The organism is Trichormus sp. NMC-1 (assembly GCF_001858025.1).
Taxonomy (GTDB): Bacteria; Cyanobacteriota; Cyanobacteriia; order Cyanobacteriales; family Nostocaceae; genus Anabaena.
Genome location: NZ_LZQD01000011.1, coordinates 43,765 through 67,941, shown reverse-complemented (window position 1 = coordinate 67,941; position 24,177 = coordinate 43,765). Strand labels below are relative to the sequence as shown.

Annotated in this window: 16 protein-coding genes and 1 pseudogene; 6 read left to right on the top strand and 11 right to left on the bottom strand. The window is 37.4% G+C overall.

The window, feature by feature from the left end:
- Positions 1–8 precede the first annotated feature (8 nt).
- From A9Y75_RS23830 to A9Y75_RS23810, 5 genes are read left to right on the top strand one after another with little or no spacing between them, the layout of a single operon-like run.
- Positions 9–1,421 (top strand): RAMP superfamily CRISPR-associated protein, encoded by a 1,413-nt coding sequence (locus tag A9Y75_RS23830; RefSeq protein WP_083389729.1) that lies wholly within the window; start codon positions 9–11, stop codon positions 1,419–1,421.
- The gene (locus A9Y75_RS23825) at positions 1,411–4,158 is read left to right on the top strand and encodes a CRISPR-associated protein Csx11 (RefSeq protein WP_071192040.1); all 2,748 of its coding nucleotides are present in this window, start codon (positions 1,411–1,413) and stop codon (positions 4,156–4,158) included. The genes A9Y75_RS23830 and A9Y75_RS23825 overlap by 11 nt, the downstream gene beginning before the upstream one ends.
- Before the next feature lie 7 nt (positions 4,159–4,165).
- Positions 4,166–5,209 (top strand): type III-B CRISPR module RAMP protein Cmr4, encoded by a 1,044-nt coding sequence (gene cmr4 / locus A9Y75_RS23820; RefSeq protein WP_071192039.1) that lies wholly within the window; start codon positions 4,166–4,168, stop codon positions 5,207–5,209.
- A complete protein-coding gene (locus A9Y75_RS23815; RefSeq protein WP_071192037.1) occupies positions 5,209–5,598 on the top strand; it encodes a hypothetical protein in 390 nt (129 codons plus the stop codon). Before cmr4 ends, A9Y75_RS23815 begins: the two co-directional genes overlap by 1 nt.
- Positions 5,599–5,636: 38 nt before the next feature.
- The gene (locus A9Y75_RS23810; protein WP_071192035.1) at positions 5,637–6,518 is read left to right on the top strand and encodes an RAMP superfamily CRISPR-associated protein; all 882 of its coding nucleotides are present in this window, start codon (positions 5,637–5,639) and stop codon (positions 6,516–6,518) included.
- 152 nt (positions 6,519–6,670) lie between these two features.
- Here the strand turns inward: A9Y75_RS23810 and A9Y75_RS23805 are convergent, their stop codons facing one another.
- Positions 6,671–8,959 (bottom strand): hypothetical protein, encoded by a 2,289-nt coding sequence (locus tag A9Y75_RS23805; protein ID WP_071192033.1) that lies wholly within the window; start codon positions 8,957–8,959, stop codon positions 6,671–6,673.
- A 69-nt stretch (positions 8,960–9,028) separates the two neighbouring features.
- Positions 9,029–9,352 carry a nucleotidyltransferase domain-containing protein gene (locus A9Y75_RS23800; RefSeq protein WP_071192031.1) on the bottom strand — a complete coding sequence of 108 codons (324 nt, stop codon included), beginning with the start codon at positions 9,350–9,352 and terminating at the stop codon, positions 9,029–9,031.
- 68 nt (positions 9,353–9,420) lie between these two features.
- Here A9Y75_RS23800 and A9Y75_RS26990 point away from each other — a divergent pair.
- Positions 9,421–10,068, top strand: a pseudogene (locus A9Y75_RS26990) (DUF3370 family protein); the annotation flags it as partial.
- Here A9Y75_RS26990 and A9Y75_RS23795 read toward each other — a convergent pair.
- From A9Y75_RS23795 to A9Y75_RS23755, 9 genes are all read right to left on the bottom strand, one after another.
- Entirely contained in the window at positions 9,981–11,171 is a 1,191-nt protein-coding gene (locus A9Y75_RS23795; protein WP_083389728.1) for an ISAs1 family transposase, read from the bottom strand. The pseudogene A9Y75_RS26990 and the gene A9Y75_RS23795 overlap by 88 nt on opposite strands.
- Positions 11,172–11,306: 135 nt before the next feature.
- Complete coding sequence (locus A9Y75_RS23790; RefSeq protein ID WP_071192029.1) at positions 11,307–13,037, bottom strand: type IV secretion system DNA-binding domain-containing protein; 1,731 nt, start codon at positions 13,035–13,037, stop codon at positions 11,307–11,309.
- Positions 13,038–13,663: 626 nt separating this feature from the next.
- The gene (locus tag A9Y75_RS23785; protein WP_071192027.1) at positions 13,664–14,950 is read right to left on the bottom strand and encodes a hypothetical protein; all 1,287 of its coding nucleotides are present in this window, start codon (positions 14,948–14,950) and stop codon (positions 13,664–13,666) included.
- 13 nt (positions 14,951–14,963) lie between these two features.
- Positions 14,964–15,785, bottom strand: a complete 822-nt coding sequence (locus A9Y75_RS23780; RefSeq protein WP_071192026.1) for a hypothetical protein — start codon at positions 15,783–15,785, stop codon at positions 14,964–14,966.
- A 45-nt stretch (positions 15,786–15,830) separates the two neighbouring features.
- Positions 15,831–17,543 (bottom strand): TrbI/VirB10 family protein, encoded by a 1,713-nt coding sequence (locus A9Y75_RS23775; protein WP_071192024.1) that lies wholly within the window; start codon positions 17,541–17,543, stop codon positions 15,831–15,833.
- Between the two features lie 419 nt (positions 17,544–17,962).
- On the bottom strand, positions 17,963–18,745 hold the full coding sequence (locus A9Y75_RS23770) for a hypothetical protein (RefSeq protein WP_071192022.1): 783 nt from the start codon (positions 18,743–18,745) through the stop codon (positions 17,963–17,965).
- Between the two features lie 39 nt (positions 18,746–18,784).
- The gene (locus tag A9Y75_RS23765; protein ID WP_071192020.1) at positions 18,785–19,927 is read right to left on the bottom strand and encodes a hypothetical protein; all 1,143 of its coding nucleotides are present in this window, start codon (positions 19,925–19,927) and stop codon (positions 18,785–18,787) included.
- Between the two features lie 309 nt (positions 19,928–20,236).
- Positions 20,237–20,995 carry a hypothetical protein gene (locus A9Y75_RS23760; RefSeq protein WP_071192018.1) on the bottom strand — a complete coding sequence of 253 codons (759 nt, stop codon included), beginning with the start codon at positions 20,993–20,995 and terminating at the stop codon, positions 20,237–20,239.
- Positions 20,996–21,245: 250 nt separating this feature from the next.
- A complete protein-coding gene (locus tag A9Y75_RS23755) occupies positions 21,246–24,119 on the bottom strand; it encodes a hypothetical protein (protein WP_071192016.1) in 2,874 nt (957 codons plus the stop codon).
- Between the last annotated feature and the right edge of the window lie 58 nt (positions 24,120–24,177).

The following is a 24,177-nucleotide window of genomic DNA, read 5'->3' as shown; positions in this document are numbered from 1 at the left end:
GGATGGCAATGCAGTATGATTACTATGCTTTTGAAAAAGAGCATTTAATTGATTCTTTGAATAAACTTGAACTAGCCTCAGAAAAATTTAAAAAAGGCAGAAAAGACAATAATAAAAGTGTGCGTGAACAAGCAGAAAACGAAATAAAGAAAGCTGCTACAGATGCTGTTAGAATTGAACCTCACTTATCCTACTTATGGTATGAGGCTCTTAACTCTGATCTCAAAAATCCTGTTCGTGATGCTTGGCAAAAGAATCTCACTACAAAAAAAATCCCAGAAGATTTTCGATTCATTCCCAATATTTCAGAACTTGAAAATTTACCAGCACTCAGTTTTATGCTGCGTGTACCTTTCAAACTACAAAAACCCTATTTGAGTAAAGATGATCGCTCCTTCCATTTACTTGATAATCCAGTACGTAAAGACAAGGTATTTCAAACCCCAATGGTTGCTTCAACAAGCTGGAAAGGGGCTTTACATAATGCAATGCTTCAACAATTGGCAGGGTGGTGGTGTGGTTTAGATGAAGGGGTAAGAAAACAACGTCAGCAAAAGAAAGAATTTGTAGCCAAAAGAGTTAGTATCGGGCGACTTTTTGGCACTGAAAAGGGATTTCAGATAGATGACAAAAAATTTGATAGTTATCTCGATAATCTTGGTGGTAGAGATTTGGCGCGTTTGTATCAGCGATACATTAAACGTTATCTATCTTCAACCGGGTTCTTTTCAGGTCGGCTTTATTTTTATCCAACGTTCTTTGATAAGATTGGCTTGGAAGTAATTAATCCGCATGATCGCAAAAAAGGTACAGGCAAAAATCCCATTTTGATTGAGTCAGTTCCAATCAGGGCAACAGGTAAGTTTATGATTTTGTACGTACCTTTTGGTGCAATTGATGAGAGCCAAGTTGCTAAAGATTTAGAAATTGTGGCAGAAGGGGTAAAAGCGATGCTCACGGTTTATGGTTTTGGAGCAAAGACCAGTAGTGGTTTTGGAATTGTGGAGGATCAACTTGACAGTCAGGGAGAGTTAGCAATTCGGGCTGATATACCAGAGCTAAAGCCACCAGAACCAGAAGTAAAACTATCAGAACCCGATCTACCTCGCTATCTGGTTGCACCTGGACAAATAGATCCAGATTTTCTAAATCCTGATGGTACTTTCAAGTCTAAAGAACAATACTTACAAGGAAAGTCTGGGAAAAAAGCTGGACAACTTTATGATAAGGCTAAAAAGTGGTGGGATAATGAACGGCCTATAGCTGAAACTGCGATATTAGAAATAATACCTGAACCTAAACTAACGCCAAAACCAGCTATGACTGAAGTTTCTTTTAATAAATTGAGTGAGTTAGGCGATCGCGCCAAGAAAATAGCAGACCATCTACACCAAAGAAAAGAAATCAGCCATGACTCATAATTTACAAGATTTAGCGGATAACCGTGACGCTTTGCTTTTAGGAGAAGTGGCTGCATTTCTACATGATTGGCAAAAGTGTATTGGTTATTGGAAGAAGCTAGGAGCAACTTTTAATCCTAGTGATATTTCGTCTGTTTTAAACGGATTACAAACACCAGATCCGCTCAAGCTATCTCTTCAAATTCCTTCAATTAAACAGCTAATAGAAGAAGGTAAAGATCCTTCTAACGCAAAGCATTCTCTAGACTGGCGGATTAGATTGCTAGGCAACTGTCATGATGTCGCCCATATAGATAAGCCAGCAGAACAAGGACTTGGAAATATAACTGGCTTAATTGCATCTGTATTTGGGTTTGAAATTCAACCTGAAGAAAAATCATCAGAACTGTTACAGGCAGTTAAAAGTATTGGTCAACGTGATATTTTTCTTCAAAAGATAGAAGAATCATTTAGTTATGCAGTCGGAGACACAAGGCGACCTATAAATGAAGTTAGACTTTCAGAGTGGGGAGCAGCTACAGCAGCTTTCTGGAAAGCAATAGCCGCTCGATATATTTTAGAGAATAAAGTTACCGAAAGTAACCTCAAGTGGCGTATTTTAGCAGTTAGATTTGATGGACTCAGTTTTTTAGAGAGATCACTAACTATTGGTGATTTGCAAGGAAGAAAAAAATCATTACAATTAGTACTAAATTGTGTCCGTAGACTTTTGGAGGAAACTTACCCATTAGGAAATGAAGTATATCGAGATGAAAATGGTAGTGCTTTTTTAGTGCCAGAATTAGAGAATGATATTGATGGCAACCAATTGTTAAATCTTATTGAAAATCAAATTTTAAATACTGGGTGGAAAAGTGAGTTTGAGATAAATGGAGAGCTAAAGCCTCAAGTTTATCTTACAAAATCACATGAAAAAGCTATTGTTCTACATGAAGCATTAAAACAGGAATTACCTAACATAACTCCTTTTCAAGATTGTTCAGATATCTGGTGGCAATCAGAAATTTCTGACATCTGTACAGTTTGTGGTGTTCGTCCACAGGGATGGGGAGGAAATGATAAGAAAAAAAAAGAACAAGCAAAATTGAGAAAAGTTTGCAGTATTTGCCTAGAAAGACGCAGTAACCGAGCAAAAATATGGCTAAAAGACTTAACTAAAGAAGATATAGAAACTAGAGATACTATCTGGACTGATGAAGTTGCTGATAATAATGCTCGTTTAGCCTTAGCTGTTGGTCAATTTGATCTGAATGATTGGCTGAGTGGCGATATGATCAAAACTTTATTGGTTGTGTGTAGTCCAAGTGTTAAAGAACCAGAAAAAAAGCCATCTTTTGCTCGTATCCAGCGCGTTTGGCGTACCACTCAGCAGTTTTGGCAAACAGCACTAGCAGACACAAAACTACCAAAAATTCAAGGTCGTCTTAGCATTGAATTCAATAATATTGAGCAGATTAAATTACAGTCTTTAGGTTCTTATGACCTGGTTCTAGGAACGACAAAACTAAGTGTTTTACATAATGATGGTAAGCTCATTACCACAGATAATCTTTGCTATGCTGCTAAGAAATTAGGTGCTAAATCTGAACAATACTCAAAGATTGAATTAGCTGCTGAATTTATTGTTGAACAGTTACGTTATCAACAACTCTTTATAGAAGAACCAACTGGATATGGAAGCTCTAATAAATTACCAGGTAAGTTAAATATTGATAATGTTGTATTTGAGGAAAAAGAATACAGTCCTATAATTCCTATTCTTTCTGAACCTAGTACATTTATGGCTCTTGTTCCAGCAGAAAAATCTCTTGATATAGTTGAGGCGATAAAAACAAAATATGAACGAGAAATGGGCAAAGTCCGTAACCACTTACCCTTACATTTAGGTGTTGTCTACTTTGATCGCCGTAGTCCCCTCCGGTCTGCTTTAGACGCTGGACGACAAATGTTGAGCTATAAATCTAGTAGTCAACAATTATGGCAGGTGCAATTAAAAACTCAAGGAATACTACCTCCTGAAAAACAGAAATTAGCAAATGGAACGAAGCAATTTGAAGAAACGATCACTATCAGCCTAATAAACTTAATTGGAAGCGATACAGAGTTAATTCAAGGCGATCGCAAAATCACCTGGCACGTTCCTAACAAAATGGGAGATGGAACAACAGATGATAATTGGTATCCTTACGTTTTTGTAAAAACAAAAGATGATCAAGAAGTAGATGGGCGATCGCGCAAAATCAAAAGTCAGGGAGCCGGTACAACTGAACCCTGCTGGTTAGTTCATGCTGGGGATTTAAAAGAAGGCGACCAAATTTATTTCACCCCTTCCACCTTTGACTTTGAATACCTCGACAGCACCGCCCGCCGCTTCGATATTCACTATGACGAAAAAGGCCGCCGCCCCCGCAAAACGCGCCCCTTCTACCTAGAAGACCTAGACCGTTTCCAGAAACTTTGGGAAATTCTGAAAAATCTCGAAACTTCCCAGCGTCATCAGGTGATTCATACCATCGAAGCCACCCGCGAAATTTGGTACGGCGAAGACATACAACAAAAATCATGGAAAGATTTAGTATTTGAGCAGTTTGTCACTGATACACTAGCCAATGCAGCATGGCCGAAAAATAAGCAATGGCAAGATATACTTGAGCGTCAGCAACTCATTGATGCTGGAGTGCGTGGCGAACTGGCAGACATAGCAGATTTGTATATGGAAATTTTAAAAGAGCGGTAAAACATCAATGGCAACTTACAAACGGCAACGTTACCTATTTATGACTCTCGATCCCGTGCATATCGGTACAGGTGGCTATCGCTTGGGACGAGTAGATAACAGCATTGTGCGCGAACCGGGGACTAAAATCCCGAAAATCCCTGGTACAAGTTTACATGGCGCGGCACGCTCCTATGCAGCACAGTTGTATGAAACTCCCGAAGCCGCAGGACAAAATCATAATAAAGTTCCAGGAAATATTCAAGATAATCCTGTTTGTTACACTTTCGGTTATATCAAGAATAATGATATTTATTCAGGTGTTGTAAATATTTTTGATGCCCATATATTGCTGTTTCCTGTACATTCAATGGTAGGAGCAGTGTGGGTGAGTACGAGAGAGCGATTAAAGGATGCTGGGTTTGAAAACTTGCCTGATGATTGGGATAATGTTGAAACTATTGTTTTGACTTGGGATAAACCTGATAAACGATTAAATTTAGGCTGGTTAATGCTTAATGTTGCTGAGACAAAAGCAGAAATAGAAGCACCTTCTCAATGGAAAGATGAACCACGCTACAAAGCTATCAACAGAATTGTTATTGTTAAGGATGCTCTTTTTAGCCAAGTAGTAAACAGTAATTTAGAAGTACGAACATCGGTAGCAATTAATCCTGAAACTGGTGCAGCCGATGAAGGAGCATTGTTTACTTATGAAGCCATTCCTCGTGCTACTTTTCTGACCGCAGATGTTGTTTTAGATGATTACCGCAGTGGTGAAAAAGGATGGTCATTAGGTGAAATTAAGGAAACAGGTAAGCTTAAGGAAGATGGAACAAAAAATCCTTTACCCGGAGGTGCTTGGCAATGTCCATTATGCGTAGTTAAATCTAGTTTGAAAATGATTGAATGGCTGGGAGTTGGTGGTATGGGAACGCGGGGTTTTGGAAGAATGGCAATGATTGGCGATCCTAAGACTGTTGAAATTGAAGAACTATTTAACCCGTCGCAGAGTAATCAAAAAACATCTTCTGGATCATCTATAGAAACTACTAAAGGAGGTCAAGCATGATGGCTAATCTTGATCGCCTCGCGGCACAACACGCACAATCAATTATTACTAATACCAAAAATCAAAAAGCTAGTGATATAGAAAATACAGTCACAAAAGCATTAGGTGTTTTACAAGAAGATGGCGTATATGCTTGTTTTCTTTATTTACTAGCTAAGGAAAAAGCTAATGGTCAAGCTGTAGTTCAAGAAATGCTAAATCTATTACAAGAACTAGGTTTTGAGTGGAATAAACCTCAAAAAAATGGAACCGATGATCTTACTTCCAGTGTTGTACTCAAACATATTACTGATAATGTAACTCAAAATTTAGAACGATTATTACTTACAAAAGAAATATTAGAGCAAATGTTGATTTATGCTCGTTATGGTGCAAAAGCTCGTCAATAAGAAACAGCAACAAATAATAATCAACAGGAGGAAAACCTTTGACTTGGAGAGCCTATCAAGTAGTTTTTAAACTCAAATCTCCTTTACATATTGGTTGTGGCAAAGTGGGGAATGTACAACGTACCCGTTCTTATGTGACTGGGCGTGTATTTTGGGGTGCATTGACAATGCGATTAACCCGTGATGGAACTGATGAACCTGCAACTGATACAAAACAGTATGAATGCTACGGCAAAAAAGTTGATGATAATTTAGCTTTCACTTACTTTTATCCTGCTATTGAATCAAATGGAGACTATAAAGTTAAAGTTAAATGGCCTTGGGGAAGTGAAAATGAAAATGAAAGTCTGTTTCGGCGCTGTTTTTTAAGTAGTTATGCCAGCACTGCTTTAGTATATCCTCAACAAGCAGCAGAGGAAGGATTATTACATGAAGTTGAGTTTATTTCACCTCGTACTTTGGATGAGGGAAAACAGGTTTATCTAGTGGGATATGTGTTTGAGAAAATTGAAAAAGAAGAGTGTGCAGTTAAATGGAAAGAGGCTTGTTATCGTTTACAGATGGGAGGTGAGCGTGGTTATGGTTGGGGTAATGTCGCAGTAAAAGAAATAAAAAAACTAACAGAATCTGAAAAATTATTTAATGCCTATACTTGGACATCTGAAAATATCTCTTCTGAAAATAGCTCTATTGTAATTCAAGCCTTAGAAAATAGCCGACTTTTAGCTCATACAAAAACTAAAGAAAAGTTATTAATTCAAGGAGAAATTGAGCCATTGGTGGGAAGAGAATGGAAAGTAGCTAATCAAGCAGGAGAAAGTGTAGCATTTTCTGGACTATGTTGGACTCCAGGGAGTATGGTAAAGCAACCATCCACTTTTGTGATTCAAAAATTCGGCATCTGGAAGTTTAACGACTAGATCCAATATTTCGAGTACCTGATTTACATAATTCCCACAAGGGAACTTCAATTTCAACCAAGGGGAAATTGTACAGCAATTTGTAAAAATAAAAACCTTAGTTCGGGAAATATAATAAAGGCATAAAAGCTTTGTTTTTAATTTAGTGCTGTTTAGAGTGATAATTTAGATACCCCTCTGGAAGATGTATTAAATTTTATAGTGGCATCTATATTTTGTCTCAAAATACTTGTTTGGGGAGTATATTTATTTACAATGATTTCCTTACGCCACCCTTCCAAATCATTAGTTATCTCTTTCAAAGGTAGCATTTGATTTTGCAAATCATCACCTTTAAAATTCTGTAAAACCAAAAGTTGAAAGTACAATTCCCTCTGTTCACCTACAGAAAGCATCTCCTGAGACTTTCTAAATTTATCTCGAATATCTGCTTTAACCTCTTCTGCATTAATGATAGAAGAATTAATATTAAAATTATCCCTTTCCATTTGCTGCCAGACCTTTTTAAGAGCAGGATGTAAAGGAACTGGTATATCAGCTATATTCTTAACCTCCTTGCTACCGTCCCTTGCTTTATCAACTAAACCATACTTCTCCAAATCAAACAAATGAGCATTGCGGGATATAAACTTCAACTGGGTTAAATCCCAATCACTAATATTAAGATAATCTACCTGCTTAATCATACCTTCTGCTGTTTTATGGAGAGTAAAAGATACCATTTTTTCTTGTTCACCCTGATGATTAGTTTTATGTAGCTGCAATTGTGCCACCCCAGCTTCTACATCCCTGGATCTAGAAATATTGTATTCCCCTATAGTTAAATTATCAGTCTTAGCTTGTTGTAAAGCAGAATTGAGTAACCCCAAAACCTCAGTCTTTCTAAAACTTTCCAACGTTGCAAAAGTGCCGGCAGGTGCTAAAGAACCTAGTTGGTTAGCAATATCTCTGATATCCGCATTTTGTAACTGTGGTAATTTCTTCTCACCCGAAATCTTCTCAGCTACCATCAAAAACTCCTGTCTTTGTACTGCTAACATTTGTGTAGGAGGAACTTTAATTTTTATATCATGACTAGAATTGACAGTAAATTCCATCAGAGAATGAGAAAAGTTAGACAATTCATCACGCCGATGATGGATACTATACTTTTCACCTTCTTTTTTAATTACAAAAGCATCACTTCTATAAAGTCTAGAACCATCTGCTAATGTCTCTCCATAAGCCTTGAGAATTTCAACTGCTGTTTGAGCAATTTTGGCATTTTCAACTTTGAGATTATGCCGCATTTTCAACCAGTTTAAACCTAGAACCTTTTGCCAACTGGCTGCAACATCCTTCTTAATAGGAACTTCCACTTCCCGTATCCACTGCTGATTTTGAGAAGTTACTGTTGGAGATGAAACCACACCATTGTAGTTTGGTGTAAAAGCAACTTTTCTTTTTTGTGTTTCAGTTTCTTCCTCTGTTGTTCCAACAAATTTAGCTGACTTTTCTTCCCTAAAAGCATCAACTTCAGGTATTGTCTCTGTGACTGTTTCTTCAGTTTTTATTTCATTTATCGAAACTTGGTTATCAGTAAAATTATACTGATTTTCTTCTTTTGAATATCTCGTTTCAGCCATAGGTATATCCCTGGCATTATCCCATTCTGGTGAATCATCTACTGGTGGTTCTGGTAATGGAGTATCTTCATCCCAAAAGACGAAAGTTTCCTCTTCAAATGGTAAATCTAAAATAGGTGTAAATTCATTTTCTAATTCAATGTTTTCTCCAGAATTTACTGCTGCTGTTTGAGATTCAGATTCTGTAGAATTATCAACAACTTCACTCTCAATATCTTGATTTCTAAAAAGTTGACCTAGCAGTTCATCAACAATTTTTGTTAAATCTTCCTTTATCTCTCTTGTATTATCTGTGGTATTTTGACTAGGAGGTAAATAACGAATTATGGGTTCATAGACTACAGCAATAATTTCCTCAGTGTCTAAATTTTCCGTCACCCAGTTATGACGACATTTACCTTCAATATTTTGCTGGTAAACAGTTAATTTATCACCTGATTTAATAGTGGCAATGATAGCTAAAGAAGAAATATTATTAGCTAGAACAATATCTGTGATGTCCTGAGAATTATCTGCTGCTGTTAACATTAACTGCTTGGCGATATTCTGCGCTTGGACATCAGACATTTCGGCAGATTCCCATTTCCAAGCGCCAGGAAATTCCTCATCTGGAACAAGCCGATATTTCTCACTACCAACTTGTACTTCAACTTCAGATAGGTTTTCTAGTTCTTTCTGCAATTTTTCTCTGACTTTATCTATTAAAGCCTGAACTAATTCTGCTAATACTGAGGCAGTAATTTGAAGCTCATCAATTATATGGTCAACAGTTTTTTGATAAGCCGTTGCTAATTGCGTTACTCTTTCATCAAACATATTAATATATTCATTTTTGATTAGGATTTAAGGATTAATAGAATTCATTGAATAACTCTAGTTGCTGATTCAGCATATAGAAATACCTTCTTGTAACACCTTAGACAGTAAGGGACTAGCCCCTATAGCTCCCCTTTCTACCTGTGCTTCTGTGACTACAAAGGTGGAAATAACTAGATCATATTTAAAACCTACTTCCCACGCTAAATTACTAATTTTTTCTCGATAATATCTATCTAATTCAGCGACTTTAATAAACACATTTAAATCTGATTCTTCTGTAGAATCACCCCGCGCTCTTGAACCAAATAGCCGTAAATCCAAAATGGGAATTATCGCTTCCAGTTGGGAGCGAAACTCTGAAACAATTTTTCGTTCACTATCCTGTATCATTTCTATTCCTCTAGAGAAAAATCAATCTTGGCTAACTGTTTCTTAATATCTAAATTACTTTAACATTTGTTTACGCAGCTAGTTTAGCTATGTTTGCTCGCACGAATGTTGATGGTAGTGAACGTGCGCCCAATTTAGCAGAGTGGCAAAATTTATTAGATAACGGTGAATTATCTACACCTAGAGATAAAGTCCCAACTCCCCTTGAAGAAACTGGTAAACCAAGGATTTATGGAAGGGTAGCAGGTGTAGCAAGTGGTTCTCAATGGCGATCGCTCTTAGTCGATAATCCTAAAGTTAATTATTTGACAATTCCTCAACCCGGTCAAGCTTTTTCTTACCCTTTAAGCACACTACATGGTGGAACTTTTGGTACCGGTCAAATTCAAAGCGCATCTATGTTAGTCCGCTATCCTGATACGGCTTATCGCGCTCATGGCAATTATGGAATTCAGTATAGTCTTAGGTTGCCTTTATACAATACAACTCAAAAACAGCAAACTGTAACTGTGTCGGTGCAAACTCCCATCAAAGAAGATCAGTTAAATAAATCAGGACTACGCTTTTTCACCACACCAGCGCGTCAAGTCTTCTTTCGAGGAACAGTGCGAGTACGTTATCAAGATGATCAAGGTAAACCAAAAACTGAGTTTGTACATTTAGTGCAAACCAGAGGTGAACAAGGGAAACCATTAGTATCATTAAATATGAAGTCTCGGTCTAAGGCATTGAGGGCAATGCGACGTAATAAAGCAAAGTTTTGTGGACTGTGCATAGAACGGATTCGAGATTCATCTTCATGGAAAGTGACATCTAATGTCCAATGAACAGAGTTTTCAATGCCCCAATGTTGTCGGATTGCACTACCAATTTTGTTAGCATCACTATCAAGACTAGTGATATAAAATTGCACCTCATGAGTAGTTTTATTCCAATGCTGAATCTTCCGAACTACCATAACTACTGTTGTTAATCCTGCCCATTGGTTTTGTTCATGAAGTGCTGGTAGTTGTGACACTGGAACAGTATAAACTGTACGATTCTCGATACGGTGATGTCCTTTTTCTACACGTTGACTAATACTGACATCAACATCTTTAAAGTTTAAGGATTGTGCCATTTCAAACCAATTTTTCACTTGTTGATGTAGCGTCGGATGATTATCTTTGAGGCTTAAAATATAATCAGCATTTCCGGCTATTATTTGTTCGGCAATGGATTTTTGCGTACCCATTGCATCAATGGTGATAATACAACCAGACAAGTTCAGAGTCTCTAATAGTGCTGGAATTGCCGTGATTTCATTTGATTTACAACTGACCTTTGTTTGCCCTAGAATCAACCTGTTTTCACAAGCCCATGCACTCACTGTATGCAAGGCTTTTAGTTTCGATTCTCGGTCATATGAGCCTCGATGAGTTTTGCCATCTATAGCAACTACTTCTACACCCAATTTCTCTACTAATGATTGCACCCAATTGCGAAAACATTGCTCAAATTCTTTGGGGTTTATTCTCTCAAATACTCTTCTAAATGTATCTGGACTGGGTATTCCTTCTGGTAGTTCTAAAAATGTCTCTAACCACTCTTTTTTACTTAGTCCATATTCCTCAATATCTTCCCACCCTTCAGCCCCTGCTATAACTGCCAACAAGGAAATAGTGATAATATCGGTGAGTAAATGCAATCGAGTCCTTTCCGCTCTAGGGTCTTTTATTCCTGTAAAGTGTTGTAGAAAGTTGCTGGTAATCTCTTTACTGTCTACACCGGGTGTAACAGATTTTCTGGTTTTGCACTTCTTCTTAAATCCTGTTGACATTACTTAGATACAGCGGCTAGATGGGTTATATATTAACTTACCTTGAGTTGTTTCACTTGAACATCCTCTCACATATCAAATAAATCCCCTTGTCAATAGGGTTTGAGATGCGCTAACCCTGTTTAACATTGGCAATTAGAAAAATCCTTTATAAGCATCAATAGGTAGTGGTACAGCACCAGCTTGTACAGGTTGCTGAGGAATAGGAAATAATTTATTTACCTCCGCTACCCGTTTATCTAAATCTTCTTGAGTAGGACGTTGTTGAGTGCTTTTCTCAGTCAATTGAGCAATCAAACTTGTCCACCTAGAGTCATTTTCTTGGTCAATATTAATTAAAACTTTGGGGATTTTAATGGTTTTTAATAAAGGAACAGAAGCTTCATTTTGATTACAGTAAGCCGGGTTAATAAATATACACTTCCCCGGTGGCAACTTCAAAAACTGTGCTGGTTCAAATAACTTCCTTGTTTTATCCTGTTCCGAGATTGAGGTACTGCTTTTACCTCCCCCAGTGCTTTTTGATTTTTGCTTATACTTAATTTCTTCATCTCCCAAGTAAGCACTGAACAACCGCGCTGATTCTTCCTCACCTGGATTAAAAATGAACTTCGTACCGCAAGCACCCAGCATGGTTTTGGCAACTTCCTTACCGTAGTATTTCTCTAACTGTCCCATGTTCTGCCATCCCAGAATGCCGCAAAAACCCTCACTACGAGATTCATTCAGCCATCTAAACAGGTCTGGTAGGTATAAAGAAGGCACTTCATCGAGGACAACAACTAATGGATCTTGCCTTTTTTTGGCGATCGCTCTAGCAACCGTCATGTGTAAAATACTGCATAATAATGGACCCACAGCATCCCGTCGTTCCCTATCCAACCCAAAAATAATCATCTGCTTACCCTTGATTTCCAGAGGTAGAGTCGTCTTACCAACAAAACACCCCAAAGTATTCTTTTTCATAAACCGGGTAAACATCAAACTGGCAGTACCGGCGATACCTGCAATAGTTTTCTCAGAACCAGCCGAACTGAATAACTGACCAAACGCAATCTTAATCCAGGGATTGAGGTTAGCAGCCATTAACCGTTCTACCATGCGATCGCTGCTGAGAATAGCCGCCGCTGTCATAATATCTGCATACTGAGTTTGTTTAGTCAGCATTAAGATAGCTTCGGTCAACTGATCACCCGCAGGTCCAAAAAAAGCATCTTCATTACTAGCAGCCATCATTTTGAAGTTTTTGTTGATTACAGTTGCTAACTGCCTTGCCGTTTCCGCGTCCGTAGAATCTCGGAGAAAATCAAGGGGATTACACACCTCACTTTCAGGGAAACCAGGAGCGAAGATATGGACTTGATAACCCATCTTTTTCGCATAACTGGCAACTTTAGCTTGCGTTGGGTATTTAAAGTCATATAAAACAATTGGAAAACCTTGGTCAATGGCACTATAAATCATCGGGTTAATAGCAGAAAAAGACTTACCACTACCAGGAGCGCCAATTACTGCCGTTCCTCTTTGTACATCTGGTATGTATAACGGTATGGGACTTCCCGGTTCTTTATCTTGAGTTTTTCGACCTGTAAATTTGTGTCTACCAACATAGAGAGTGGCACTATCACATTGAGGATTAGCGATTTGTTTGATAGCTTTCTTTTTCGCTTTAGCTGTCTCCTTGCTGCCGCCAAAATAACTGGTAGCTAACCTGCCTTTTTTATTACCAGATAACATTTGTAGCAATAGAAATCCTAGCAATAATCCTGTCAGCATTAACCCATTAGCAGAAAAAAGGTAATGAGTGTATTTACCAATTGGTGCTTGGGGATTTTGAAGTTCGGAAATAAAGTTATTTGTACTCATTGTGATTAGATAGATTTCAAAATGATTGATATAGACTTAAGATTGGGATATTTTGTATTACAGCCATTTCAAGTAGATAACTACATTTTCTTTATTTCACGCGGAGGCGCAGAGAAGAGCGCAAGAGTGTTGTTTGAAAATTTGAAAGTTGTTGTAGATAAGTATTGTAAGCAGGGGAAACGCATCTAAATTTTATTGACAAAATACCGTTTTAATGTACAAACGAAGAAATACCAATTTATCGTTCGATTGATTTTTTTAGAGTCATAGTGATGGACTAGAGTATTGTCAATAAGTAGGCATTAACGCGAATATTTTGGTCATTATTGAGATTAAATTATCCTTATTGATAAGATGCGTTTCCTCTGGTATTGTAAGGAATAAGATTTGATTTTTGACAGCTTGTTTAGGCAGGTAAGAGGATTATGGAAAATTATCTTTTGTTTCCATATTTTCTCTGTGTTCTCTGCGCCTCTGCGTGAAATAAAAAATCTATTTATGCCGTGTCACGCATCCTCTAAAAACACAAATTAGATAGAATTGTGATATCAGCACGATAGATAAACTCTCATTACACATAACATTCTATCTCCACTAAAACGCAACTTCAAAAAACATTAAATTATCTAGGGAATTGTTAAAGGAGTACCAAGAAATATAGGTGATTTTTCTTGATATATGAAAAAAGAAAACGGTCCAATGAAATAAGGTGAACAACCTAAATCAAACCAACCTCCTCGCCGACAAATGCGGAAGAAAATAGCTGTTGATGCAGTTCCATCACCTTCATTAATATCCCACACAGCTTGTTTAAAACCCTTGCCAAAAGGATGCCTTCCTGTCGGTTCTTTTCCACCATTAAGATTGCCTAATATCCCAAAACCACCCTTTACTTGTTGAAACTTACCACTCATCCATTGAGTACCTGTGATTCCACCTGCACCTGATAATTCTATGTGAGCGCATTTGTTTGTACATGGAACATTAAATCCAACTTGGTCACTACCACTAATCGAACGTTGTCGGTTTGATTCTACTTCCTTTAATGGCAAATCTAATTTACCAACAATACTTCCTTGGGGTACAGGTGCATTGGGAAAATTAGCGAATGTTACCTGATTTAGTCCAGGTATTTTTGATATGCTAGTATTCTGCCAATTACTAAATTGTTTTAAAGCAGTTTTTTCTATTCCAGGAATGGAAATCAGATTATAATCTGATAAATCAATTTCTCCTAATTCTATATCTTTTATCTGTGGAAAATCATTGATAATTTCTCCTATTGTTTGTCCATTAATATTTGCAACACCCAATATCTTTTTAATCAAATCTCGAATAGATGGTACATTTTCTACATATTCATTAACTAAATTAGGGATAGCTTTAGTTAATTCAGGAACGGTTTGCCATTTAATAGTATCAAAATCCGATAACTTAGTATTGACCAGAGAAATACCACTTAGTTGACCAATTGTTTGTAAACTGAAATTTTCTAAATTAAATACATTTTCAAAATCTCCCAATTCCATCACTTCATCTAAACTTTGTCCTGCTTGCCAACTTCTGATTGATTTATATCCAGGAAATTCAACATTGGGAAGTTCAACACTACCAGGACTAGAGAAAACAAAAGATTTAAATGTAATACTCTGCCAATCAGGAACTGGTGCATTATTTATATATTTACTAGGGATAGTGTTCACTGTTGGTGTAGGAGATGCCGTTACTGGCTGAATTCCCAAAATATAACCAAGTAAATTATGATGGCGAAAGGATATTAAGCCATGTAATAATAAACTTGTACATAAACCCAAAAACATCCAATATTTGATATGGTAAGTGAAATTTAATTGATTAGTTTTTGTACTTTCAACAGGTTGTTGATTATTTTGATGATGACGATTTAGCAGCATATTTACATCCTAATTAATTACTAGAAGAATCGTCTGAAAAATCTTGATTTCTCTGAATTGTAGGTTTAATTTTTTGATTAGGAACTTGATTAGGAGCAGTTGATTCAGATCCTAATTGCAATAAACGTTCAATTAGCTGAGGAGAAACTTTAACACTTTGAGCAGCAGTGGTCAGATTTTTACCTGACTGTAACTCTTGAATTAGTTGTTGTAGTTTCTGCCATAAAGGATTACTAGGAGTTATCCACCGTTTCTCTGCTGCTACCTGTAATCCCTTAGTAATAGTGGCGACAATAATAGAATCTGTGGGTGGTGCTTCTTTGCGAGTGACATCAGCAGTGATAGAGATGGTACTGTAGCGTGGAGTACCTTTGCTTGTTAGCACCCGAAAGTTGTAAACTTGGCGCGTTCCTGCTAAAGATTGCGTAATTACCGTCAAGTGTGCGCCGTTTTTAGCTGTAGGCATTCCAGGAATACTAACCGAGTTAATTTGTCTGAGGTGAATTAAACCGGCACCTGAATCCTTACAATTCGACCTGTCGGACAAGCCTTGCAAGCAACCATCTACATCCATGAGGATGCGGGAAGGATCATCTAACCACACTCGTTGAATAACCTCACCAGTCTCATAAAATGAGATGGATACACCATGTCCCGGCCATACCTCTACAGTTTGCAGTTGGGCTTGAGTGCCGGTGGCCTTGCTTCTGGGAATAATACGTACAGAACTTTTGGTATTAGTTGATTGTGTTCTTGGTGTCGGTAGTGCCTGAGATGGAATATTGACCAAGCAAGACGTTGTAACAGCTAGAAATAACCAGAAAAACTTGTCCATTTTCATCCTCCAGGAGACACCTTCACCCAATGTGTAATCGGTAGTTTAAAGTCGCAAAGAGCGATTTACTTGAACATTGATTTTGGTATTTGGGGGGATGAACCAAATATTGGGTCGTTTGATAATTTCTGCGATCGCTTTTTGATTGCGTTCCTCTACCTGCTTGGAAACTGTACCAAACGCTCCTTGAGCAAATGCACCCAGTAATGAGCGATTTCCATTGCGACTGGTTTGGATGCTGCTAAACCCACCATTGGATTGAGAAATGCTACTTTGAATGTCAGGTTGGTTAACCACCTCCCCCACCTTGGCCAGTCCTGACATCAAACCTAGTCCTGCATCCAAGCTTAAAATCTCTTTACCTTTGTCCCGATATTGATTAGCAATTAAAGGTTCTCCCCCTTGACCTTGTATGACAATTGTTCCTGGTCGTAATGTATATTCAGTCCCATCTTTAAGAATGGCAGTAACAACAGCAGTAACTCTGCCAGATGAATCAACTTCTTGAATTTCTGCACTCAAAAGTGTATTAGCAGGAATCGCTTCTTCCCCAATATTGCTCAGTAAAGGTTGAGTGAGTTTCACAACAAACTTAGTTTGAAGGTGAGAATTATTAGAATTAACATTTGCCGACCAAACGACAGGTGTTTCTAATATCCCAGTAGTGTATTCTCCTACTCTTAAATACTGCTCTTCTCTGCCCTCAATAATAGCTGCTTCTTCTGGAGAATAATTCTTGCTGTCACTGAAATTAGTTACCTTATCACTTTTATCTAAACTTTTCGCACTAATTACTGGAGTCCACTTTGCTTTTAGTTGTTCAATCACCTTTTTGTTATTATCAAAATTGCTGTCATAATCTGATTCTGAGTGATCCGTAGTAACTGTTTCTAGTTCGGTTTCTAGTTGAGAATCGCGGTTATAACTCGACCTACGTCTAGGAACATAATCAGATGTGACAACATTTTGAGTTTGAGTGCTTGCTACCTCCTGGTTGTCATTTGTAATTGCTGCTGCATAATCAATTTGACCACCAGAACCAAGAGAACGTAATCTTGCTAATTCTGCTAAAGGATCAGCCGGTTCTGTAGAAGTTTTAAAAGTGGTTTGTTGTTTGGGTAGAATCGTTGAAGTTGCAACAGTTTGTACTGGGGGTGAAGAGCGTGTTATTGGCGCTTCTTGGACAGGTTTTTCTCTTCTCATCGGTCTTCTAGGTTGTTGTTCCCTAGCGACGGTTGACGATGTTTCCCTGTTAACAGATTTATTAGGAATAGTTTTAGTTCTGGGTAGGTTTTCAACTGTCTGCTTATCCTGTTTTTCAACTAGTGATTCCTGTCTAATTCTATTTTGTTCTTTGAATGCTTCCAGTTCTTCAGCTTGTTTCTGTAATGCTAATTTGGCATAAATATCACCATCGTTTTTGGTAACTTCTTTTTCAGGAGGAGAGGTAGCAGCAACTTCTGGTGTTTGTTCTTTCTTCGTTACCTTCCCATTCATCATGGGATTGAGGAGCATAAAAATTAGCATAAATCCTACTCCAAATCCTCCCCCAACTACTATTGTGCGTGACCAGGGAGAATTGACAAGTGAATGTTGTGTTTCTACTAATTCCAATTCATCTGCTAATTCTACATCTGATTCAGTAATAATATTTTGATTCTCAGTACCAGCAAGATTATTTTCAGAGTTATCTTCTGCGAAATTGAGTAAATCATCTATCTTATTAGATTCAGTTCTGTTTTCTAAATTCGTTTGCATAAATCTCCTTATTGTATTTACAGTAAATAACCAAAATTCTCAATTTTTATGTATCATGTCAAAAGCATCTTATTAATTCAATAACACTCAAATATTCAGATTGATTAATGCCTAATTTTTGATGATACTTTTTCGATAATAAACATAACTTCTATAAAAATCTTATGAAATGATATTTCGTCATTAAGATTTTTATTTCCAATCAATCACTAGCAATAAAGTAAATATCTGTTGTGTGAGATTAATTTTGAATTTTTCACTCCTTAATATAAACCTAGTCCAACTTGAAAACTGTAATTTCTTAAAAGGGAACAGGGAAGAGTATAGAATTTGAGAATAAAACCCGATTAAAAAAACTATGGGTTTCAAAATAGACGCGGTTTAGTTCAAATAAAGCTTTTTATCCAGCTTTCCTTATCTCAATTCTTTCCTAAATTCAAATCTGTGATTTCAATAATTTCTAAACCTGACCTGCGAACCGAATAAATCTTCTGAGCAATCTCTGTAGTTTCTGGAGGTTTTTGAGGACTTTGTATTACTTGAACTGTCACAGTTTTATTAAAAGCTATTCCGTTACCAGCATTATCCTCTTTACTAAAAGTCACCAGAGTAGCAATCACATTTACTTGCCATTTTCCTTTACCTATCTTGCGTGGTTCGCTAACATATCTTGGTACTAGAGAACTTTGTAAACCACCTTGAAAGACACTTGGTGGTGTGAGTTCTGCTAATCTTTTGAGAAAACTGGCTCGAAAGTCTTGTTCTTCACTTAATGCAAAAGCAGCTTCCCAAGCTTTTGTCGTAACTCTTGCAGTCCCTTTTGTAACTTTTATAGCAGTGCCATTATCTTGTTGAGTAATAATTTCCCCATTTTTAGTTGATTTGATTAATCCATCCCAATTGAACATTTTTACCAACGTATCAACCACAAATTTTTTAATCACTTCTGCTGAACGGTCATCAGGTTCGAGTGCTTTTACATTAATTGTATTACCATCAGCAATTTGGACTAAAGATGGTGGTTCTTTACGAGCTAAAGTTGAAGTTGCACCATAATTGAGCATTTGTAATAAGAATGATAAAGAACTAAAAATTAGCGAGACGATAGCAACAATAGCAATGGGATTAGATACCGATTGTCCAGAACTTAGAAACTGTAATGCTTCCCTTTTAGGAACTTTGGATTTAGTGTGATTTAGCATAATTTCTCAAAATTGATAAAGTTCTTATTGATCAACTTTTTATTTGCGAATCATGGTTGTTATTCGGGACACACTGGCAGAAAGAGCAATATTACCTGCTGAGATAGCACCACTAGCTAACCATTGAGCGCCATTATTAAGCTGAGTTAGCACTGCTAGACCACCTCCAGCAGCAATTCCTGTGGCTAAAAATGGAGCAACTAAACCAATAAATGCCAAAAAAATCATCGGTTGACTAGCTTTGGCTGTAGCAACTAACTGTCCAGCTAAACCTAAAATAATGTTGAAAGAAAGTTTAGCAAGACCAACAGTAAAAAACCCTGTTAACCAAGCAAAAATTGCTTTATTACCAATTGGCATTAAAGAACCTCCAACTGCCAAAGGAGCTATCAATGCAGTTAGAAGTAATGCTAGTTCCAACCCCCATTGGTAAGCATTATTTAGTGCTAATAATAAACTGGTAATAAAAGTGGTAACAACTGCACCAATTGCCGCACTAGAAGCCGCAGACAATTTGCTAGTAATAGTTCCCACTAAACCATCACCTTCAGCTTCCGAAGCTGCTTGGTTGATTTTGTCCAAACCTTGAGTTACCCAACTACCTGCTGCTCCCAAATAGCTACCACCTTCTGCATCTTTAAAAGTGTCAGGAAATTTAGCTTCTAAATCGGCTTTTGCTTGTTTGAGACACTGTATTTCTTCTTCATTTGATAGTTGAGAAGAACGACATTCTTGAATAGCATTACCTACGGCTGTTTCTAATGCTGCTTGTCCTAGTGCTTGTTGGTAAGCGGCTCTCAAATCAGCATCGGCTGCGGTGTACTCTAATATATAGTTATTGACACTGTTAATATATTCCCTCAGTGCCAAAGTGCTATTTGCTAGTAGAGAACCATTATTAGCAAGAAGAACAGTGACAATTAAAGGCCAGATTAATTCACTAAATGCTCTTTGTTCTTCGTCATTAATCATTTGCTTACCCCATTGCACCATGAATAATGCGAGGGTAGCAACTGCAAATAATACTCCAACTTTACACAGCGAAGCATATAATCCACCTGTAAGAGTTTGTTGCCATAGATCATTAAAACCTTCTGCTACCAAACTGGCACCAGCAGACGCATTTTCGATTAAATCTCCTGCACCGAAGTTATTTGCTGCTAGTATTGTTTGACCAAGCATAATGTTATTCCTGGTAGAATAGAAGGGAAAAAAGAGTTAATTCAATACGGTTTGGATAAGGCTAATGATTGACATTGTTCTCAACAAAGGAATGTAATAATCAATCTTTCAGGATTTCAAAAATTGGGATTTTTGGTTAACCACACCGTATTGAGAGTTAATCACTTAGGACTTACGCACGAATCACGGAATATCAAACCGCAGAGGACGCAGAGTACACAGAGGAATAAGAGTTTTGGAGGATTTTTGCGTCAGTCCTGTCACTCTAGAACTGTTCTCTATTAGCTAGAAAACTTTTTCATTTTCAACCTACTTATTGACATAAGCAGGGTCTAATCTACTCCAACCAGTTAACTCTAAATATTGACTGGTCATACCACTAGTTAAAACTCTTCTAGCTCGATTTTGTTCTGATTGACTTTCAGCAATTTGATTGAGCATGAGGTTAGTTTGTTGGGCATCATGTCGTGCTTGTAAACCATCAGTACGTACCTGTCCTAACATGGAGACAATTTGAGCATTTTGAGCAGCGATCGCTTTGAGGACATCTTGTGAAGCATCCATATTTTGAGCATCTTCAGCTAACTGCTGTGCTTCTCCAACAGTTTTGTTGGTAGCATCAATTTCAGATTGAGTTCGCTGCTGTCCTTCTTTCCCTAAAACACTAGCTACTGTAGCGCGGGTACTATCTCTTTCTAGTTGTTTCCCAGCTTCCACCGCACCAATAACAGTGCTACTTTCTGCTGCTATCCCTCCTTTTTCTTGCAATTTATCAGCTAACTTTTGACTAGCTGCTGTAGGATCTGGTATCCCCATATTTCCCTTAGATTCTTCAATTGCTGCTTGAGCATCTTTTTGGAGATTTCCCCAACTTTTATCTACTTCTTCCTTTAGTTGATTCGCTACTTCGTTGAAATAGCCGTTTATATATCCAAATGTTTGATTGAAGAAGTTGTCAAGTTGTCCTCCCAAGTTAATGGCAAAGGCATTACTTGGTACAGTTATTGCTGCTAATATAAAACCTGATACAATAGCAGTTGAAATTAACTTTTTCTTGTTACTTTTCATGATATTTCACCTGTTGAGTAATTCAATAAATGAATGATATGCCCAGAATATTAGACCTTGTGTTTTAATAATTAAAAAATTGTGTATTAATTTGGTATTAAACCCTAATTCCTCCGTGTCCTCTGTGCCTCCGTGGTATGTCTATGGCTCCTGCGTCGCCACGCAAGCTATCGACTCCCGTAAGGGATACATTACTAATTGACTTGTGCGTAAGTCCTAATACCATTTCTTTATGAGGCATAGATTTCCTTTATGCTACTATTTTCAATTGTTTATCAGACTTAGTTTCTGAAACATGAATTTGTTTTGATTTCAATTTCACCTGTTCTAAAATTTCATTAGCCTCCTCAGTAAGTTCTTCACCTCTAATCATTTTGATGTATACTTCAGAAAACCTGACTATTCCAGTAATAGGATCATCTTTATATTTCCTAAGATATAATGTTCTGAGTTCCTGTTCTTGGGGATTATTAGCAACAGCAGCTAAAAGACAATAAGCAGGATAATAACGGCAGAATGTAAATTTCCCATTATCATCTAATAGCCATTGTGAATAAATACCTTCCTTCTTGGGAAAGAATGACTCTGTACTATTGCGAGAAATAATCTCTGTTGGATATTGAAAATATTTGATAAATGACTCTATCGCACTACTTTGAATCCGACCAATCAGCCGAGTTGTCAGGTTAGCAAAGATTTTGGCAGATGATTTACTTTGATAGATAGTATCTGGCTCTTGTGCTGATAAAATTACACGAATTCCAGCTTTAGCACCATTAGCACATAATCTGCCAATTAATTCGGCAATTGCTTCAAATTGAAACAAAATTGGTGCTTCATCTAAAAAGAAAATTGAAGCCTTAGAACTCAGAGCGCGACGCAAAGCCGCAGCATAAGCACTTAATGATAAAATAGCTGCATCTGCCTCAGAAGAGAGAGAACGCAATGCAAATACTAGCAACTTAGCATCAGTACGAAAACTGGAGGGTTTGCTAATAGATTGACCAACTCTACTGTTGAGCCAAAATTTTAATCGCAACCTAATTTGGTCTAGTGCTTTTAATTGCTCCTCACTATTACTGGCAATTGAATCTAGTTTAATATAACCAGGAGAGCAATAGTTATAGAAGTCATTGAGTGTAGGTGTATCATTCCATTCTTCCGTCCCCAAACCTTTTTCTAATGCCAGTTTATAGCGTAACTTGATGTCATCATCGGCAAAGAAAGTTTCAATTGCTAAGGTGATAATACTTTCAATATTACTCACCATCGTAGCATCAACACCAACAGAATTAGTGCCTATCACCATTGTAATGATTGTGGATTTAAGGAAATCCTTAAAATCTGTTAATCTCTCTTTTCTTAACTCTGCTTCTAATCCTCTTAAATCTGGTAATTCAAACAGGTTATTTGTTTCACGACTAATATCAAAATATGCCCCATCTTCCCCCATAAAATTAGTATAATCAGTAAAAGTGCTACTACCATCTGGCTTGGGATAATCAAGGGCAACAACGGGAATATCTTGAGCTAAAGCCGGGGTGAGTAAACCAGCCACCAATACCGATTTACCTGCACGAGTTGTCCCAAATACTGCTAAGTTTTTGTGGTGGTTGTATAAATCTAAATGAATAGGAGTACCACCCTCATCAGCAATTAATTCAAACCCGGTTTTATCCCCAGTTGCAGTTTTAATTACTGGCATTAGTCCGGGGACTTCACTGCTAAAATAAGGCAACCGGCGATTAAATGGTTTAGTCAGCAAGTTTTGCCAAACAATTGGTAAACATTGTAACCATACTTTCCAGGCATATTCCATTTCTCGCACCACAACAGCCGGACGGAGAAAGCAGCTAGAAACATAACGACAAGCTTCATCTAGTTTTTGACGTGAGGGACGGTGTACCAAAAAGACTACTGCGGTATTAATTGGCACTGCACCTTTATAAATAGTTTCTTGTGCAGCGATCGCTTCTTCCATGTTTAAGTTGGCTTTTACATCCACGCTGTTTTTATCAGCAGACATGGCAGAGGAAACGATAGATTGTTTAGTTAGGCGTTGCAATGCGGTTTTGGCTAACCCCTCGTTAGCTCTCGTCAGTTGACAAATGATTTCTGTATCAGAAACCTTATCTCTAGCAATTAGTTCCCACAAATACCGTAATTGTGCATATTCATCCACCCAACCAATAGGTTTTTCTGTGAATGTTAATGCTCCAATGTAATGGTCTTGTAAATTTACCCAAGCTCTATCTAAGAAAGGAACTGATGCTTCTCGTTCTAAAATTAAGTGACGGATGTGGAAATCGCTGTTTTGTTGTTCCCGCAATCCATCATCATCTAAAGTCAACAAGTGCGGAATATTTGGAGGGTTGCTGGTATTAAATTGTCCCCAAATTACTCCCCACAGTTCCTGAGAACCCAAGGGTTTGATATTCAACCCCATTTTATTATTGAGGGTTTGTTCCCATAGCTGAAAGCCAGATGTAAAGCTATTTTTGAGAATTGATTCAATGCGTTGATGTCGCACTTCGTGAATTTGTCCAGTAAACTTGTGCCAACTTTCTTTAGCTTGGAGAATGAATTTCTCTACAAAGTCCGCTGTTTCACTATTTTCAGCAACAGTATAGGTACAGTAAATTCTCAAAAATTTATTTTTCCGACTGCCTTGGTTTGTTAAATCTCTAATTCGCAAACGTTCTGACCGAATTAACAGCATCAGTTCATTACTGCGACAATTTTCTTCTAATGCTTTTAGTTCCTGTTGACGGTTATGGTCATCGGTAAACGAACCCAGGTGGAAGGTTAAAGTTTCACCATAGGGTATTTCTTTAAGTCCGGCTTCTATGCCTGTAAAAATTGGTAAAATTTGACTATCTGGAAGTGAAGAATGGATACCTTGACAGTCAAAGCAGAATTTAATTTGGATATCGTCTTTTCGCTTGAGGATAATCGCACCAACATCTTTTCTGCCAGCTATGGAGATATTAGCAATCGCTGCAATGTGAGTTAAGTCCTCAAAAGGAGTGAGGCGTTTGGCTACTGAAATCTCTTGAGCAGAGATATTTTTATTTCCTACCTTATCTTTAGATATTTTCCCTTTAGTTGAAGAATTCTTTGTCATAATTTCGTTACTCAAATAATGTAATTTTTTCTGACTTTGACCAATAAAAAAGGATGCA